The 15,579-nt window shown below is 41.6% G+C and carries 13 protein-coding genes and 4 tRNA genes; 12 read left to right on the forward strand and 5 right to left on the reverse strand.

Going from position 1 to position 15,579, the window contains the following annotated elements; all coding sequences use genetic code 11:
- The first annotated feature begins 4 nt into the window (after positions 1-4).
- From RMB13_RS11950 to RMB13_RS11980, 7 genes are all read left to right on the forward strand, one after another.
- Positions 5-484, forward strand: a complete 480-nt coding sequence (locus tag RMB13_RS11950; RefSeq protein ID WP_311085340.1) for a methylated-DNA--[protein]-cysteine S-methyltransferase — start codon at positions 5-7, stop codon at positions 482-484.
- Positions 485-617: 133 nt separating this feature from the next.
- A complete protein-coding gene (gene argJ / locus RMB13_RS11955; protein WP_017387676.1) occupies positions 618-1,838 on the forward strand; it encodes a bifunctional glutamate N-acetyltransferase/amino-acid acetyltransferase ArgJ in 1,221 nt (406 codons plus the stop codon).
- Between the two features lie 145 nt (positions 1,839-1,983).
- Positions 1,984-3,048, forward strand: a complete 1,065-nt coding sequence (nadA, locus tag RMB13_RS11960; RefSeq protein WP_005042977.1) for a quinolinate synthase NadA — start codon at positions 1,984-1,986, stop codon at positions 3,046-3,048.
- Positions 3,049-3,190: 142 nt separating this feature from the next.
- Positions 3,191-3,267, forward strand: a tRNA-Pro gene (locus RMB13_RS11965).
- 56 nt (positions 3,268-3,323) lie between these two features.
- Positions 3,324-3,400: transfer RNA gene (locus RMB13_RS11970), tRNA-Arg, on the forward strand.
- Between the two features lie 32 nt (positions 3,401-3,432).
- A tRNA-His gene (locus tag RMB13_RS11975) sits at positions 3,433-3,508 on the forward strand.
- Positions 3,509-3,512: 4 nt separating this feature from the next.
- Positions 3,513-3,589, forward strand: a tRNA-Pro gene (locus RMB13_RS11980).
- A gap of 159 nt (positions 3,590-3,748) precedes the next feature.
- On the opposite strand, the gene add is transcribed toward RMB13_RS11980, so the two are convergent.
- Positions 3,749-4,744 (reverse strand): adenosine deaminase, encoded by a 996-nt coding sequence (gene add, locus RMB13_RS11985; RefSeq protein WP_311085341.1) that lies wholly within the window; start codon positions 4,742-4,744, stop codon positions 3,749-3,751.
- A gap of 401 nt (positions 4,745-5,145) precedes the next feature.
- Here add and RMB13_RS11990 point away from each other — a divergent pair, with 401 nt between their 5' ends.
- Entirely contained in the window at positions 5,146-6,321 is a 1,176-nt protein-coding gene (locus RMB13_RS11990; RefSeq protein WP_311085342.1) for a zinc-binding dehydrogenase, read from the forward strand.
- Positions 6,322-6,418: 97 nt separating this feature from the next.
- Here the strand turns inward: RMB13_RS11990 and RMB13_RS11995 are convergent, their stop codons facing one another.
- Positions 6,419-7,369, reverse strand: a complete 951-nt coding sequence (locus tag RMB13_RS11995) for a LysR substrate-binding domain-containing protein (protein WP_311085343.1) — start codon at positions 7,367-7,369, stop codon at positions 6,419-6,421.
- Between the two features lie 245 nt (positions 7,370-7,614).
- Here RMB13_RS11995 and RMB13_RS12000 point away from each other — a divergent pair, with 245 nt between their 5' ends.
- The 3 genes from RMB13_RS12000 to RMB13_RS12010 all read left to right on the forward strand — a co-directional run bounded on the left by RMB13_RS12000 (position 7,615) and on the right by RMB13_RS12010 (position 11,666).
- The gene (locus tag RMB13_RS12000; protein WP_004641353.1) at positions 7,615-8,835 is read left to right on the forward strand and encodes an acyl-CoA dehydrogenase; all 1,221 of its coding nucleotides are present in this window, start codon (positions 7,615-7,617) and stop codon (positions 8,833-8,835) included.
- 227 nt (positions 8,836-9,062) lie between these two features.
- A complete protein-coding gene (locus RMB13_RS12005) occupies positions 9,063-10,385 on the forward strand; it encodes an MFS transporter (RefSeq protein WP_311085344.1) in 1,323 nt (440 codons plus the stop codon).
- A gap of 51 nt (positions 10,386-10,436) precedes the next feature.
- Positions 10,437-11,666, forward strand: coding sequence for a CaiB/BaiF CoA-transferase family protein (locus RMB13_RS12010; RefSeq protein ID WP_311085345.1), 1,230 nt, complete (start codon positions 10,437-10,439; stop codon positions 11,664-11,666).
- Between the two features lie 40 nt (positions 11,667-11,706).
- On the opposite strand, the gene RMB13_RS12015 is transcribed toward RMB13_RS12010, so the two are convergent.
- Positions 11,707-12,258: a TetR/AcrR family transcriptional regulator gene (locus RMB13_RS12015; protein ID WP_311085346.1), complete on the reverse strand. Its 552-nt coding sequence runs from the start codon at positions 12,256-12,258 to the stop codon at positions 11,707-11,709.
- Positions 12,259-12,355: 97 nt separating this feature from the next.
- On the opposite strand from RMB13_RS12015, the gene RMB13_RS12020 reads away from it, so the two are divergent.
- Positions 12,356-12,889, forward strand: a complete 534-nt coding sequence (locus RMB13_RS12020; protein WP_311085347.1) for an HPP family protein — start codon at positions 12,356-12,358, stop codon at positions 12,887-12,889.
- A 76-nt stretch (positions 12,890-12,965) separates the two neighbouring features.
- Here the strand turns inward: RMB13_RS12020 and tcuB are convergent, their stop codons facing one another.
- Both tcuB and tcuA read right to left on the reverse strand, forming a co-directional pair.
- Entirely contained in the window at positions 12,966-14,099 is a 1,134-nt protein-coding gene (gene tcuB, locus RMB13_RS12025; protein ID WP_311085348.1) for a tricarballylate utilization 4Fe-4S protein TcuB, read from the reverse strand.
- Positions 14,089-15,495, reverse strand: coding sequence for an FAD-dependent tricarballylate dehydrogenase TcuA (tcuA, locus tag RMB13_RS12030; RefSeq protein ID WP_311085349.1), 1,407 nt, complete (start codon positions 15,493-15,495; stop codon positions 14,089-14,091). The genes tcuB and tcuA overlap by 11 nt, the downstream gene beginning before the upstream one ends.
- Positions 15,496-15,579: the final 84 nt, after the last annotated feature.

Genomic DNA, 15,579 nt, shown 5'->3' on the forward strand with positions numbered 1-15,579 from the left:
AACTATGTTGCTGTCTTATAAGTATATCAATTCGCCTGTTGGGCAATTAAAGCTGGTTGCGAATGAAAATGCTTTAGTGGCAGTACTCTGGGACAATGAAAATCCAAAACGTGTTCGGCTGGCTGAGCTGGTCGAACAAGTTGAACATCCAGTTTTATTAAAAACTGAGCAACAATTAGAAGAATATTTTGAAGGTAAACGCCACCACTTTAATTTGCCGTTAGATTTTGAAGGAACCCTGTTTCAAAAACAGGTATGGGCTGCGTTACTGACAATCCCTTATGGGGAAACAAGAAGTTATAAAGAAATCGCAATTCAAATTGGTAATGAAAAAGCTGTACGAGCAGTGGGCGCCGCAAATGGGAAAAACCCGATTTCGATTATTGCGCCTTGTCACCGGGTAATTGGTGCGGGTGGGGCATTAGTTGGTTTTGCTGGTGGTCTTGATAAGAAAGATATTTTATTAAAGCTAGAGCAACAATGAGCCGTTTTGCGCTCGATTTTTTTAGACTTTTCTACTAAGCTGTCAACAATGATATTTCATGAAGAAGGTGCTTCATTGCATCCCTTTTTTGAAATATTAATCTTATTCATAACAAACTCTGGATGTTCTAAAAATGGCTGTCGGTGACGTAACAATGCCACAAATGCATGTGGTAAAAGGTGTAAAAATTGGCTCAACAGAAGCATATGTACGTTACCCAAACCGACGAGATTTAGTCATTTTTGAGTTTGCAGAAGGTTCAAATGTTGCAGGTGTATTTACCCAAAATGCATTTTGTGCTGCACCTGTTCATGTCTCTAAAGCCCATCTTACCCAAGGTAATCCTCGCTATTTAGTGATTAATACGGGTAATGCCAATGCAGGTACTGGACCTACAGGCTTGAAAAATGCTCAAGATACTTGCGCAAAATTAGCTGAGATTGCTGGGGTAAACAGCTCAGAAATTTTACCGTTTTCTACAGGTGTAATTGGTGAGCAGCTTCCAATGGAGCGTTTACTCGCTGGACTTCGACCTGCATTAAACACTTTGCAAGAGGCTGCTTGGTATGATGCAGCGTCTGGCATTATGACCACAGATACAGTGCCTAAAGGCGCATCTGAACAATTTGAGCTTGATGGCATTACTTACACCATGACAGGTATTAGTAAAGGCGCTGGCATGATTCGTCCAAACATGGCAACCATGTTGAGCTTTGTAGCTACAGACGCACCTATTAGCCGTGATTTAGTACAAAGCTTATTAAAGACAACAGTTGAGCATTCATTTAACCGTATTACGATTGATGGTGATACCTCAACCAATGACTCTTGTATTTTTGTGGCAACAGGTCAGGCGGGTGGAGCTGAAATTACTTCAATTAACGATGCACGATATGCTCAAGTGTTAGAAGTACTGGCTCGTGTTATGAATCGTTTAGCACAGTTAATTGTACGTGATGGCGAAGGTGCAACGAAATTTATTACTGTTGCGGTAGAAGGCGGTGCCAATACCCAAGAATGTTGTGATATTGCTTATAGTATTGCGCATTCACCACTCGTCAAAACTGCACTTTTTGCATCTGACCCGAACTGGGGCCGTATTTTAGCTGCGATTGGCTATGCTGGAGTGAAAGACTTAGACGTATCTAAAATTCAGGTATGGCTAGATGATGTACAAATCTGTAAGGATGGTGGAGCTGCCGAGGACTATACCGAAGAGGCGGGTGCGCGTGTTATGGCACAAACAGAAATTACCATTCGAGTTGATTTAGGACGCGGTCAGGCCAAAGACACGGTATATACCTGTGACTTATCTTACGACTATGTCAAAATTAATGCTGATTACCGTTCTTAAATATCAGTTATAATCAAGCCTCGACAAAGAGGCTTTTTTATTAGCCCCATCTTTTGATATTAAATGATTCAAGTTAGTAAATCATTTAAGCAGTAACGTTATATGCGAGCAGGTATGCCAGCATGAAGGATAGAGAAGACGTTTTATGAGTGATGCGACTTTAATTGCCAACGATGCAAAAAACATTGTACAAGCGCATTTAGACCGTTTAGGTGAGCCAAAAGACAACCGCTTAAGTGAAGAAGCAAAACAACAAAAGTTTGCTCAGATCGAAGCAGAGCTCAAAAAACGTGATGCTGTCCTTGTTGCTCATTACTATTGCGACCCTGAAGTACAGGAACTTGCCGAAAAAACAGGTGGGTGCGTTTCTGATTCTTTAGAAATGGCACGTTTCGGACGAGATCATGCTGCCTCTACACTAGTTGTGGCAGGTGTTAAATTTATGGGAGAAACAGCAAAAATTCTGTCTCCTGAAAAAACAATTTTAATGCCGACACTCGAAGCGACGTGTTCACTCGATTTAGGTTGTCCGGTTGATGAGTTCACGGCCTTTTGTGATCAGCACCCAGACTACACCGTAGTTGTCTATGCCAATACATCGGCTGCTGTTAAAGCACGAGCAGATTGGGTAGTGACTTCAAGCTGTGCTGTCGAAATTGTTGAACATCTTGATAGTTTGGGTGAAAAAATTATTTGGGCACCAGATCAGCACTTAGGCCGCTATATTCAAAAGAAAACCGGTGCTGATATGTTGCTTTGGGATGGCGCATGTATTGTGCATGAAGAATTCCGTGCACGTGGCATTGCTAACATGAAAGCACTGTATCCAGATGCGGCTGTATTGGTACATCCAGAATCGCCAGAATCGGTTGTAGACATTGCAGATGCGGTAGGTAGTACTTCTCAATTGATTAAAGCTGCGCAGACTTTGCCAAATGAAAGACTTATTGTGGCAACTGACCGTGGTATTTTCTACAAAATGCAGCAAGCTGTACCAAATAAGATTTTAGTTGAGGCGCCAACAGCAGGTGAGGGTGCAACTTGTCGTTCATGTGCTCACTGTCCGTGGATGGCAATGAATGAACTCGATGGAATTTTAGAAGTTTTACAAAAGGGCGATCAGGAAATACACGTCGAACCAGCGCTTGCTGAACGTGCCAAAATGCCTTTAGATCGAATGTTAGCCTTTAGTGCATCGTTAAAGCGTTAAAAAACCTCAAAATGCTTGTTAAATATACATTTGATAAGGATTTTTAACTTTTTTTGACAATAGGTGTTGACGTCTGAGGGCGTCGCGCCTAGAATGCACACCGTACCGCACGATGTGCGATACAGCAAAAGCTGAGATAGATCGGAGCATAGCACAGCCTGGTAGTGCACCTGGTTTGGGACCAGGGGGTCGTAGGTTCGAATCCTACTGCTCCGACCACTTAAAATAATATTTTAAGATCGGCGAAGTATCGCATGATAAGCATCATCGGTTAAGCGCCTGTAGCTCAGTTGGATAGAGCATCCGCCTTCTAAGCGGATGGTCACAGGTTCGAATCCTGTCAGGCGCGCCACTCGGTAGCTTGGTACATAGAACTATTTGATGGTGGATGTAGCTCAGTTGGTAGAGCCCTGGATTGTGATTCCAGTTGTCGCGGGTTCGAATCCCGTCATTCACCCCAATTTCGGAGCATAGCACAGCCTGGTAGTGCACCTGGTTTGGGACCAGGGGGTCGTAGGTTCGAATCCTACTGCTCCGACCATATTTAAAAGCGTTCAAGCTTTAGAAATATCCCAAATATTAAAAAGAATTTCTTCTTATCTTATAGATAGAAGGAATTTTTTTGTTTTCTATTTCAAAATTTTAATTCAAACTCACTCCAATATTTGAACTCGTATTCCTTATATACATATAACCTCTGTTATTGATATTTCTGTCTTAACTCATCTTTTTCTTGATCTGATAAAAATGCGATTTTAAGTCCATTTTCCTGAGCTGTATAAATTTGTTCAGGGCTTAATCCTGCCAGTGGGGCAGCACTTAAATATTCATGTTGTATCTCAATACCTTCTACAGCAGGGTCATCTGTATTAATAGTGGCAAGAACGCCATGTTCTAAAAAGGTCTTTAATGGGTGTTGTGCTAGTGAGGGTACTGTGTTGGTTTGAATGTTCGAAGTCAGGCAAGACTCAATGCCAATCTCATGTTTTGCTAAATAATCTAAAAGTTTTAAATCTTGAACTGCTTTAACACCATGTCCAATTCGTTCAGCACCTAATTCTTCAATGGCTTGCCAAATACTTTCTGGGCCGGCAGCCTCGCCTGCATGCACCGTAATGTGCCAACCTGCATCACGTGCTTTTTTAAAGTGATTGATAAATAAGTTGCCCGGAAAGCCAAGCTCATCTCCAGCGAGATCCAACGCTTTAATATCATTTTTATGGACAAGTAGAGCATTTAATTCTTTTTCGCAGGCTTCTTGACCAAACGTACGACTCATAATGCCAATTAAATTCGCTTTTACCCCGTAAGTCTGACTGCCTTCTTTCACACCAGCAATAACCGCTTCAACGACTCCCTCAAGCGGTAGTTGATGCGTCATTCCCATATAACCTGGTGAGAAACGAAGTTCTACATAGTCTAGGCCTTGTTGTGCTGCATCTTGCATGTTTTCAAATGCAATGCGTTTGCAGGCATCTAAACTGGCTAATACTTTTACCCCCCAATCCAACTTCGATAAAAAACTTAATAAGTCAGGTTGGTTGTCAATCACTTGTACGTGTGGGCGTAAAGATTCAATGTCGTAGGCAGGCAAATCTAAATGGTATTGTAACCCTAACTCTAAAATAGTTTGAATACGGATATTGCCATCGAGGTGGCGGTGTATATCTGTAAGGGAAAGTGTTTTTGTAATCATAGGTTTCTTCTTATCTGTTCATATCAATTCATCATGCCTGTTTAGGGGCACTGATAAAAGTTTGGATTTGCTATGTTTTTGTGAAAAGGGGTTTAGTTGAGCTTTTTGAACTTAAGATATTCGTTTAAGTTTTAATTTTGATGACATTGTTCTGGCCTAAGAAGATAACGCAGTCTGTGTAAGATACAAGCACTAAGATTTTTATTGTTTTAATCTCGCTGAGCCTGTCTATTGTTGACTATTTAAGAATGGATTGGCTAAAGAATGGTCATTGGTATTTCGTCCGTTACTTGTAAAGATGAGCAAAGGCTTGCTAAAGACCAAACCGATAAGGCGATTAATTTATCTGTAGAAATCTATTTCTGGCAAGTAAATGAAAAGAAGAAATAGGAAGCGTTCAAATGAAGTCGGTACTTTGTCATCAAGCAAAATTAGAAGTGGTGGACCAACCGAAATTAACTCCTACAAAAGGACAGGTGTTATTAGAAGTGGTTCGATGCGGGATTTGTGGCTCTGATTTGCATATGCAACATCACTGCGACCACATGCATGATTTAGCCGCACGTGTCGGGTTTAATGGTTTAGCTAAGTCTACGGACCCGTTTGTACTGGGACATGAGTTTTGTGGCAAAGTTTTGGATTATGGCCCAAAAACTCGTCATAAATTTAAAGCCGATACACTCGTTTGTGCGATGCCTCTTTTGAATGTAGACCAGCATGGTTATTTATCTACAGGGCTTTCTCCAAATGCTTCAGGTGGTTATGCCGAGCAGGTACTTGCTCAATCGAGCCTGATGTTTGAAGTGCCGAATGGCTTAAATGCAGATAGTGCAGCCATGACTGAACCTATGGCGGTTGCATTGCATGCCGTTCGCCGTAGCCGTGTTAAAACCAGTGAACCTGCTATTGTGATTGGCTGTGGACCTGTCGGGCTAGGTGTTATTTTAATGCTTAAAGCAGCTGGGGTTAAAACTGTAGTTGCCAGTGATTTTTCGCCAAACCGCCGTAAGCTTGCTGAGCAATGCGGAGCTGATATTGTGGTAGATCCGAAAGAAACATCGCCATTTGCTAACTGGAAAGAGTTTGGTTTGCTTGGCAATGTATCTGATGCAATTAACATGGGCATGGGGCTGTTTGATAAGTTGCAAGCGACACGTTTACCATGGTGGCATGGATGGCGCATGATTGATAAGTTAGGTGCTCTGCCAAAACGTCCGGTTATTTTTGAGTGTGTGGGTGTACCGGGTGTTTTACAGCAAATTATTGAAGGTGCACCTTTGTTTTCCCGAATTGTCGGGGTGGGCGTGTGCATGCAAAGTGACAAAATAGAACCCGCACTTGCAATTAATAAAGAGTTAGAAATTCAGTTCGTGTTGGGCTATACACCACTTGAGTTTCGAGATGCGCTACACATGATTGCAGAAGGTAAAGTGAACTGTTCACCACTGATTACCGGTGTTGTTGGTTTAGAGGGTGTTACGAGTGCATTTGAAGCGTTACGCGACCCTGAACAGCATGCCAAAATTTTGATTGACCCGAAACGTAGTGGTTCAGATATTCAATTGATGAGTCATTAATTCAAAGTAAATTACGGTTAATTAAAAAGGTTGTGATCTCATTAATCACAACCTTTTTTTATGAGTATAAATTGCAATATTGGGTGTTCAATAATAGCTATAGAGCTGTGTTACTTTTTAGCTGCTCTAATTCGTAGTAAATCCAGTCGACAAATTTCTGAATGGTCGGTGTGATGTCTTGGCTCGAGTGAATCAGGTAGTACTTTCGGCTGCCTTTTAATTTTTTATTGGAAACAATCACAAGTTCTTTTTTTTGTAGTTCCGACTCAATCAACATTTGCGGAATTAAGGCCATTCCCATGTCATGACTGGCGGCAACGGCAAGCATTGAAAATAACTCGTGGCGTTGTCCATCAAAAGGCTTTGGATGTTGCATGTGATGAGTCAGAAACCATTCTTGCCAAATGCTAGGTCGAGTGGTTTGTTGCAGCAGGGGAATTCTTAGTAAATCTTCGGGGCTTAAATCATAGGTATTTTCATTGATCATGATGGCATCTGGAAAATACTTTTCGATCAGCCTTGGGGAGCATACAGGTACAATTTCTTCATCCATTAAATAATGCGCTTGTATGCCGGGCCAGTGGTCAATTTGCTGCTGCGTACCTGCAAAAATCGCAGCATCAAAAATATTGTCGTTAAATAAAAAAGGCTTGGTGCTGGTTTCTAAGTGAACTGTAATTTCAGGGTGTTTTTGATTTAAAAGATGAAGCTTGGGTAACAGCCAGCGCGTTGCAAAGGTAGGCACCACGCCTAGCTTTAATGTTCCGCCTAAACCTTTATGAGAAATGACATCGGCCGTACATTTCTCTAGTCCTAATAAGTAAGGCTTAATGCTTTTAAAATATTGTTGGCCCGCAATAGTTAACTCGACGCCGTGCCGAGTACGTATGAATAATTCAACACCCAAGAAATCTTCTAGCTGCTGAATTTGGCGAGAGACCGCACTTTGGGTAATACATAACTCTTGCGCAGCATAGGTATAACTTAGATGTTTTGCTGCACTTTCAAAGCAAATCAGGCCCTGAATTGAGGGGATACTTCTTCGCATAAATAAATCCTTTTATTTGTCGTCATATTTCAAAACAGCATATGACCTAAATGCAGATAGCAGAGTTTAGTCTAAAAATAAGCCATTTTTAATGAAATACAACGAATTAAATATTTAAATTTTAACCTTCTTATTTTAAATATGCGTAAGTCGCATATCTGCATGAACATTTATCGTTTGATTACTGCATTTTTCACGCATAACATCGAGTTAAATAAAGAAGATCAAATCAAGCAGAGGATGCGATGAATCACATGGTGACAACAAAAAAAGCAAAAGTTCAATTTAACTGGCAAGACCCATTTTTAATTGAGCAACAGCTTACCGAAGATGAACGCATGATTCGTGATGCGGCTCATGCCTATTGCCAAGAACGCCTGCAACCACGTGTACTTGAACAATTCCGTCATGAAACAACAGATCCGTCTATTTTTCGTGAAATGGGAGAGCTTGGCTTATTGGGACCAACTATTCCTGAGCAATATGGCGGTGCAGGTTTGAACTATGTGAGTTATGGTTTGGTCGCACGTGAAATTGAATATGTCGATTCGGGCTATCGCTCTATGGCGAGTGTGCAAAGCTCATTGGTGATGGTTCCGATTCATGAATTTGGTACCGAAGAGCAAAAGCAGAAGTACTTACCTAAACTTGCCACTGGTGAATACATTGGCTGTTTTGGTTTGACCGAACCTGACCATGGCTCAGACCCGGGCAGTATGATTACACGTGCTAAAAAAGTTGACGGTGGTTATCGTTTAACTGGCGCAAAAATGTGGATTACCAATAGCCCAATTGCCGATGTGTTTGTAGTGTGGGCAAAAGAAGTTTCTGCTGAAGGTAATGTTGGTGATATTCGAGGCTTCATTTTAGAAAAGGGCTGGGAAGGGCTATCTGCGCCTGCCATTCATGGCAAGGTCGGTTTACGTGCATCGATTACGGGCGAAATTGTGATGGATAACGTTTTTGTGCCTGAAGAAAATGCATTCCCTGAAGTTCGAGGATTACGTGGTCCGTTCACTTGCTTAAATAGTGCCCGCTATGGCATTGCATGGGGCGCAATGGGAGCTGCCGAGTTCTGTTGGCATACCGCACATCGATATACAATGGACCGTAAACAGTTTGGCCGTCCGTTGGCTGCAAATCAGTTGATTCAAAAGAAACTGGCAGATATGCAAACTGAAATTGCATTAGGTCTGCAAATAGCTTTACGTTTTGGGCGTATGAAAGATGAAGGTATTGCGTCAGTTGAAGGTACATCTTTAATTAAGCGTAACAACTGTGGAAAGGCACTTGATATTGCTCGTATGGCACGTGACATGATGGGTGGAAACGGTATTAGTGATGAGTTCGGTGTGGCCCGTCATTTAGTTAATCTTGAAGTTGTGAATACCTACGAGGGTACACATGATGTTCACGCCCTGATTTTAGGCCGTGCGCAAACAGGCATCGCGGCATTTAGTAACTAACTCATTCATTTTTAAAAAATAGAGGTGTTCTTTCAAGAGCACCTTTAGGGATTTTTACGCAAAAATTTATGGATAATGACAAGATTCATCGTAAGGATACTCATGTGAAGATGTACCTCTGTGTACTTAAAATTGAATATAAGATGATGAAAAGTATAGAAGATTAAGTCATACAGAAAACATAAGTAGGCTATCGATGACTCATTTGGGAAAATGAGGAACTAAAGATGAACAATGACGTTCAAGTAATATCGAAAGAGTTAAGAAATATATTTCCAAGTAATCTTGGAACATATGAAAAGATTGGACCACATACATGGAAATGGGCGTTGTTATTTGCCTATTTTGCGATGGTGGTCGATGGCATTGATATTATGCTGCTGTCTTATAGCTTGACCAGTTTAAAGGCAGAGTTTGGTTTAAGTACCTTTCAAGCAGGTGCATTGGGCAGTGCTTCTTTGGCAGGAATGGGCGTTGGAGGTATTTTAGGTGGCTGGGCATGTGACAAGTTTGGTCGTGTACGGACCATTGCCAACTCAGTGACCTTCTTTTCGGTAGCGACTTGTTTATTGGGTTTTACGCAAAGCTTCGAGCAATTTATGGCTTTACGCTTTATTGGTGCTTTAGGAATCGGAGCACTCTATATGGCCTGTAATACCTTAATGGCTGAATATGTGCCGACAACTTACCGTACAACCGTATTGGGCACGTTACAGACTGGCCAAACAGTGGGCTATATTGCTGCGACGTTGTTAGCTGGTGCAATTATTCCCGATCATGGCTGGCGTGTTTTATTCTTCCTGACCGTAGTTCCTGCTTTCGTTAATATTTTTCTGCAACGATTTGTGCCAGAGCCAAAATCTTGGCAACTCACCAAAATTCAAAGCTTGCAAGGCAATAGACAGCCTAAAGAAATTGTAGCGACTGAGAAACCAAAAAGTAGCAGCATCTATAAGCAAATTTTTAATAACTTTAAGCACCGTAAAATGTTTTTGTTGTGGATGACTACAGCATTCTTCTTGCAGTTTGGCTATTACGGTATTAACAACTGGATGCCAAGTTACTTAGAAACAGAAGTGCATATGAACTTTAAAAACTTAACCAGTTATATGGTGGGTTCATATACTGCAATGATTTTAGGGAAAATTTTAGCGGGTTATCTTGCTGATAAATTTAACCGCCGTGCTGTTTTCGTGTTTGGAACAATTGCCAGCGCCGTGTTCTTGCCAATCATTATTTTCTTCAATACCCCTGACAATATTTTGTATCTATTGATCACCTTTGGCTTCTTATATGGCATTCCATACGGTGTGAACGCTACCTATATGGCTGAAAGTTTTTCAACTGATGTGCGTGGAACAGCCATTGGCGGTGCCTATAACATTGGTCGTGTTGGGGCAGCGATTGCACCAGCCACCATTGGTTTCTTGGCATCGGGTGGTACGTTTACTATGGCTTTTATTGTGATGGGTGCTGCGTATTTTGTTGCGGGTGTGTTGCCAGGCTTATTTATTAAAGATCGTCAGTACGATCCACAAAAACAATCATAAACAATGACAGGAAGGTGCATTGAGTGCTTTCTAAAAGATAAGGGTATCGTTATGGGTGCATTACAAGGAATTCGGGTTTTAGATTTAAGTCGTGTGCTTGCTGGTCCGTGGTGTGGGCAAATCTTGGCAGACCTTGGGGCGGAAGTGATTAAAATTGAACGTCCTCGAGTTGGTGATGACACCCGCATGTGGGGACCGCCATGGATGCCCGATCAAGATGGAAACATGACACGTGAATCTGGCTATTTTCAGTGTACCAACCGCAATAAATATTCTGTTGCTGTGGACATTACAACATCAGAAGGTCAGGCCTTAGTTTATGAAATTGCCAAGACTGCCGACGTAGTAATTGAAAACTACAAGACAGGATCTTTGGCTAAATATGGTTTGGACTATGCCTCATTAAGTGAGCTCAACCCAAATATTGTTTATTGCTCGATTACTGGGTTTGGGCAAGATGGTCCGCGTGCGGAAGAACCTGGTTATGACTTTATTATTCAGGGTATGTCTGGCTTAATGAGCATTACCGGTGAACCTGATGATGTGGCAGGCGGTGGTGCACAAAAGGTTGGTGTGGCTGTGGTAGATATTCAAACTGGTTTATATTCAACCATTGCCATTCAAGCTGCTTTGATTGCACGCTCGCACACAGGGCGTGGTCAATATATTGATATGTCATTGCTGGATGTGCAGGTCGCGGCATTGGCAAATCAGGGAATGAACTATTTAGCTTCGGGTAAAGCACCGCAGCGCATGGGTAATCAGCATCCAAGTATTGTGCCGTATCAAACCTTTAAGGCTAAAGATAAAGAATTTATTATTGCATGTGGTAACGACAAACAGTTTAAAGATTTATGTATTGCGATTGGTTACCCAGAGCTGCTCGAAAATGAAAAGTTTGTGCGTAATCAAGACCGCGTAAAATATCGAAATGAACTGATTCCTTTATTGTCGAAGCACTTTTTGCAGAAAACTGCCAAAGAATGGGTTGAGATGATTCATGCTTTAAAAGTACCAGTAGGTGTCATCAACTCTATTGAAGATGCCTTGGCTGAACCACAAATTCTGCATCGTAATTTGGTGGTCAATATTCCTCATCATTTAAATGAAAACTTCCAAACCATTGGTTCACCGATTAAGTTGTCTGATACTCCGGTTGAATACCATCATGCACCGCCAGAGTTAGGTGAACATACTGCTCAAATCTTATCGAGATTTAAAACAGTAGAAGAGCTGGCTGCATTAAAGGAGAAGGGCATTATTGATGGGAAAATTGCCTAATTAAAATTCCATCTATTCAATTGCAGCTCTAGGGCTGCAATTATAAATTTTGGTTAATATTAAATAATTGATTAATAGAATTTTTCATGTTTATCGCAAGTGTTTCATCGAAACCATCGACTAAAAAGCGGCTAATTAACCCTTCAATCACCGTATAGATCAGCTCAGATAAAGCTTCACCATTGGGTATATTGCAGTTTTGTGCAATCAGTACTTTAATCCATTGTTTATGGGCTTTAGAAATAGAAATAATGTCTTGATCATCTTGGTTAGATTCAGCGACTGCTCTTACAAATAAACAGCCTTTAAAAAAATCTTGTCTAAACCAATTGGTGTGCCAATCAAGGATTTTATTGATGGCCTCTAACCCCGTTGCATCTCCCACATAGCCTAAAAGGCTTTGCTTAAACCGTTCATCACGAGCAATCAGTACAGATCTCACCAACTGATTTTTATTTTTATAGTACGTGTACATGGTGGTTTTGGAGCAGCCAGATTCGTCGCGTATCAGGTCAACGCCAACTCCGACAAAACTATTTTCGTTAAATAACTTCTCGGCTGTATCTAATATTTTTAAGGCAGATTTTGACATAAAATTTTTCCAAAAAATAAAATAGTACAGATCTGTACTATTTTGGATTTTATCTATATGCTTTTTAAAAAGCAAATTTTTGTTTGAGGAAAAAACCATGTTCTCGATCTTTTATGGCAAAGAAAAACTGGCTCCATCGCCCAATAAAATTGATATTTTAAGAAGTCTTATTGGTGGAACATTGAGCATCTTTATACTTTTGTGGTTGAGTAAGCTCACACACAATATCTTTATCATGGCGCCATTTGGTGCGACTTGTGTACTGCTCTATACTGTGTCCCAATCACCTTTGGCACAGCCGAGAAATATCATATTTGGGCATCTTATCTCGGCTTTTGTAGGTTTGTTTTTCCTAAAATTTGTGGGTGTTTCTATTTTTACAATTGCTTTTTCAGTGGGCTGTGCCATTGCACTCATGCAGATTTTTAAGTGTATTCATCCACCTGCTGGGGCCAATCCTCTGGTTATTTTGCTCACCGCGAGCAGCATACATTACCAGTGGAGTTTCTTAATTTTTCCTGTTTTGGTCGGTGCCGTGTCTTTAGTCTTGGTGGCAATGCTGATTAATAATATTAAAGCGAGCACCAAGTGGCCCATGTATGGCTTAGGAATTTTAAATAGTAAAAAGTAGGGAAGGCATGAAGTATTCTGAGCTTAAAAATAATGAAAGTATTCACTACCTGCATAGTGAATACTTTTGAGTAAAATTATGATTTTTTAGAAATACGCTCTTCGATGGCAAATTTGAGTAAAGAAGCACTGCGGTAAAAACCATGTGCGAACTTACCAAATGGCATGGTAATAAAGAATGTCATGACCGTGGCTAAATGGAAAATCAGTAAAAGTGCCATGTAAGGGGTATTGCGAAATGCCATGAGTGCTAGCCCTGAAGCGCTAACGATAAGTAGAAGGAAAATAAAGCCTCGATCTACAGGTTTTTGCTCGCGGTCACCATGCAATGGGTGGCGTTTAAGATTTAAATAGAGCAAGCCAGATGGCCCAACCACTAGGCCAAGTCCACCTAAAGTGCCCAGAATAACAGGCAAGCTAAAGATAGGGTAAGGCGCATGCAGGTTAAGGAAATAGTGATATAAAGTCGCGACACCTGTGGCTGCAAAGCAAAGCATAAAGCCATAAAAAGTCAGGTGATGGAACACGCGACGGATTTGTGTGTAACGGTCATCTTGTTCATTACAACCTTTGCCATGCCCACCATCTAAATATTTAAGCGTTAATACATTTTGAGTAGCTTGAACAAGGTCTGGTTTCTCAACTTTGCCATGAATGACTTTAGATGTTTGTCGCCAGAATTTACTAATTCCAATGCCGAGCAGAACAATCGCAACTGTAAAGGTCGCTCCAAAAAGTAGAGCTAAAAAGTTATGCGGGAAAATCGCATAGAAATTACCGTGGTAGCCTGCAAATAGGTCGGTGCCTTTGTACCACACCACAGCTAACATACATAAAAAGAAAATAAGTGTTAATGCCGAGACAAAAGGAATCCCGACAGACTTATAAAGTCGGCCTAAAGGCTGAGGTGTAGCAAACTCTTGATAAGTTTCTAAACGTACTTGCGCCATCGCTTTTGGAATATTTACACCAAACTCATGCGGTGGGGCATATTGGCAAGCATGTAAACATGCACCGCAGTTATGGCACAAGTTTGCGAGGTAATGAATATCGGCTTGATTGAACTCAAGGCGCTTAGTCATCGCCGCAAATACAGCACAAAATGACTCGCAGTAGCGACAAGCATTACAAATCTGTAGGGCTCTTTGAACTTCCTGCTCATGGTCAGAGAGCTGAACAACTGGAATTAGGGCTTTAGTACTAGCATTCATGTTCAACTCCTTGTGAAAGTGCATAGTGGGCTGCATTTTTTCCGGCAATGCGTCCAAAGGTCGTTCCAATCGACATGCCGACTCCTGCGGTATAACCCTGACCGAGTACGTTACCTGCCATCATTTCACCTGCAACAAACAGGTTACGGCTGGCTTTATTGTCAAAACGTACCGCAGCATCGTCTTCGACTTTTAAACCTAAATAGGTAAAGGTAATGCCGGGCTTAAGCGCATAGGCATAGAAGGGTGGGCGATCAAGCGGAACGGCCCAATGGGTTTTATTAGGAACAATATTTTGGGTGGTGCAGTCATCTAAAACCGTATGGTTAAAGGTACCTTGCACGCAAGATTGGTTAAATTCTTCTACGGTGTGGCATAAGGTTTTTGCGTCTAGCCCGATTTTTTCGGCCAGTTCTTGAATGCTATTTGCTTTTACCCCCGCAAACACAGGTGGCATAAAGCGACCAATCGCCTTTGAGTCGATAATCGAATAGGCAATTTGCTGAGGCTGTTTGGCAACAAGGCGGCCCCAAATCGCATAACGTTTTGGCCAGAAGTCTTCGCCTTCATCGTAAAAACGTTCGGCTTTGTTATTGACCACAATACCCAGTGAAACGCAGTCAATACGGGTGCAGATGCCGCCGTCATATAATGGTGCACGTGCATCTACAGCGACGCAATGTGATTGTGATGGGTCACCAATAATATCGGCGCCTTGATCTATCATAAATTTGAGCAAGTTGCCCTGATTAAAGCGGGTTCCACGAATAATGAAATTATCGGCAGGCCATTCACCGTTTTCATTTTGTCCCCATGCTTCTCTTAACCATTCCAGATTTGACTCAAAACCACCTGCGGCCAATACACAGCTTTTCGCTTTAAACACACGCCCATCTTCCGCAATTGCAGCTTCAAAATGTCCTTGGTTTAACTTTAGATCTTTAATTTTTGTGTTGTATAAAATGTCGATACCAAGCTCTTGGGCACTACGGTAATACGCATTAATGAGGGCTTTACCGCCACCCATAAAAAAGGCATTGGTACGTGCAACATGCAAAGCACCCGATAGTGGCGGCTGAAAATTCACACCATGTTTACGCATCCAGTCGCGACATGTTGCCGTGCTACGAATGACCAGACGAGCTAAGTGCTCATTAGTTTTTCCAGCAGTGACTTTAAGTAGGTCTTGCCAATATTCTTCTTCTGGGTAGGCATCGACTAATACATCTTGAGGAGCATCATGCATGCAACGGAGATTACGAGTGTGTTGTGAGTTACCACCACGCCATTCTTTAGGCGCTGCTTCTATGACAAGCACAGACGCGCCACTTTCTTTTGCCGTGAGCGCGGCACACAGTGCGGCATTCCCACCACCAATTACAATCACATCATGCATGGATTTCTCCCTTTCTCAGCTAGGGCTAATGTAGCTTTAAAAGGGATGATGAAGTGAGAGGCTAAGCTTGAATGGGTGTTTAGT

The sequence above is a fragment of the Acinetobacter sp. V102_4 genome, from assembly GCF_031799005.1.
Lineage (GTDB): Bacteria > Pseudomonadota > Gammaproteobacteria > Pseudomonadales > Moraxellaceae > Acinetobacter > Acinetobacter calcoaceticus.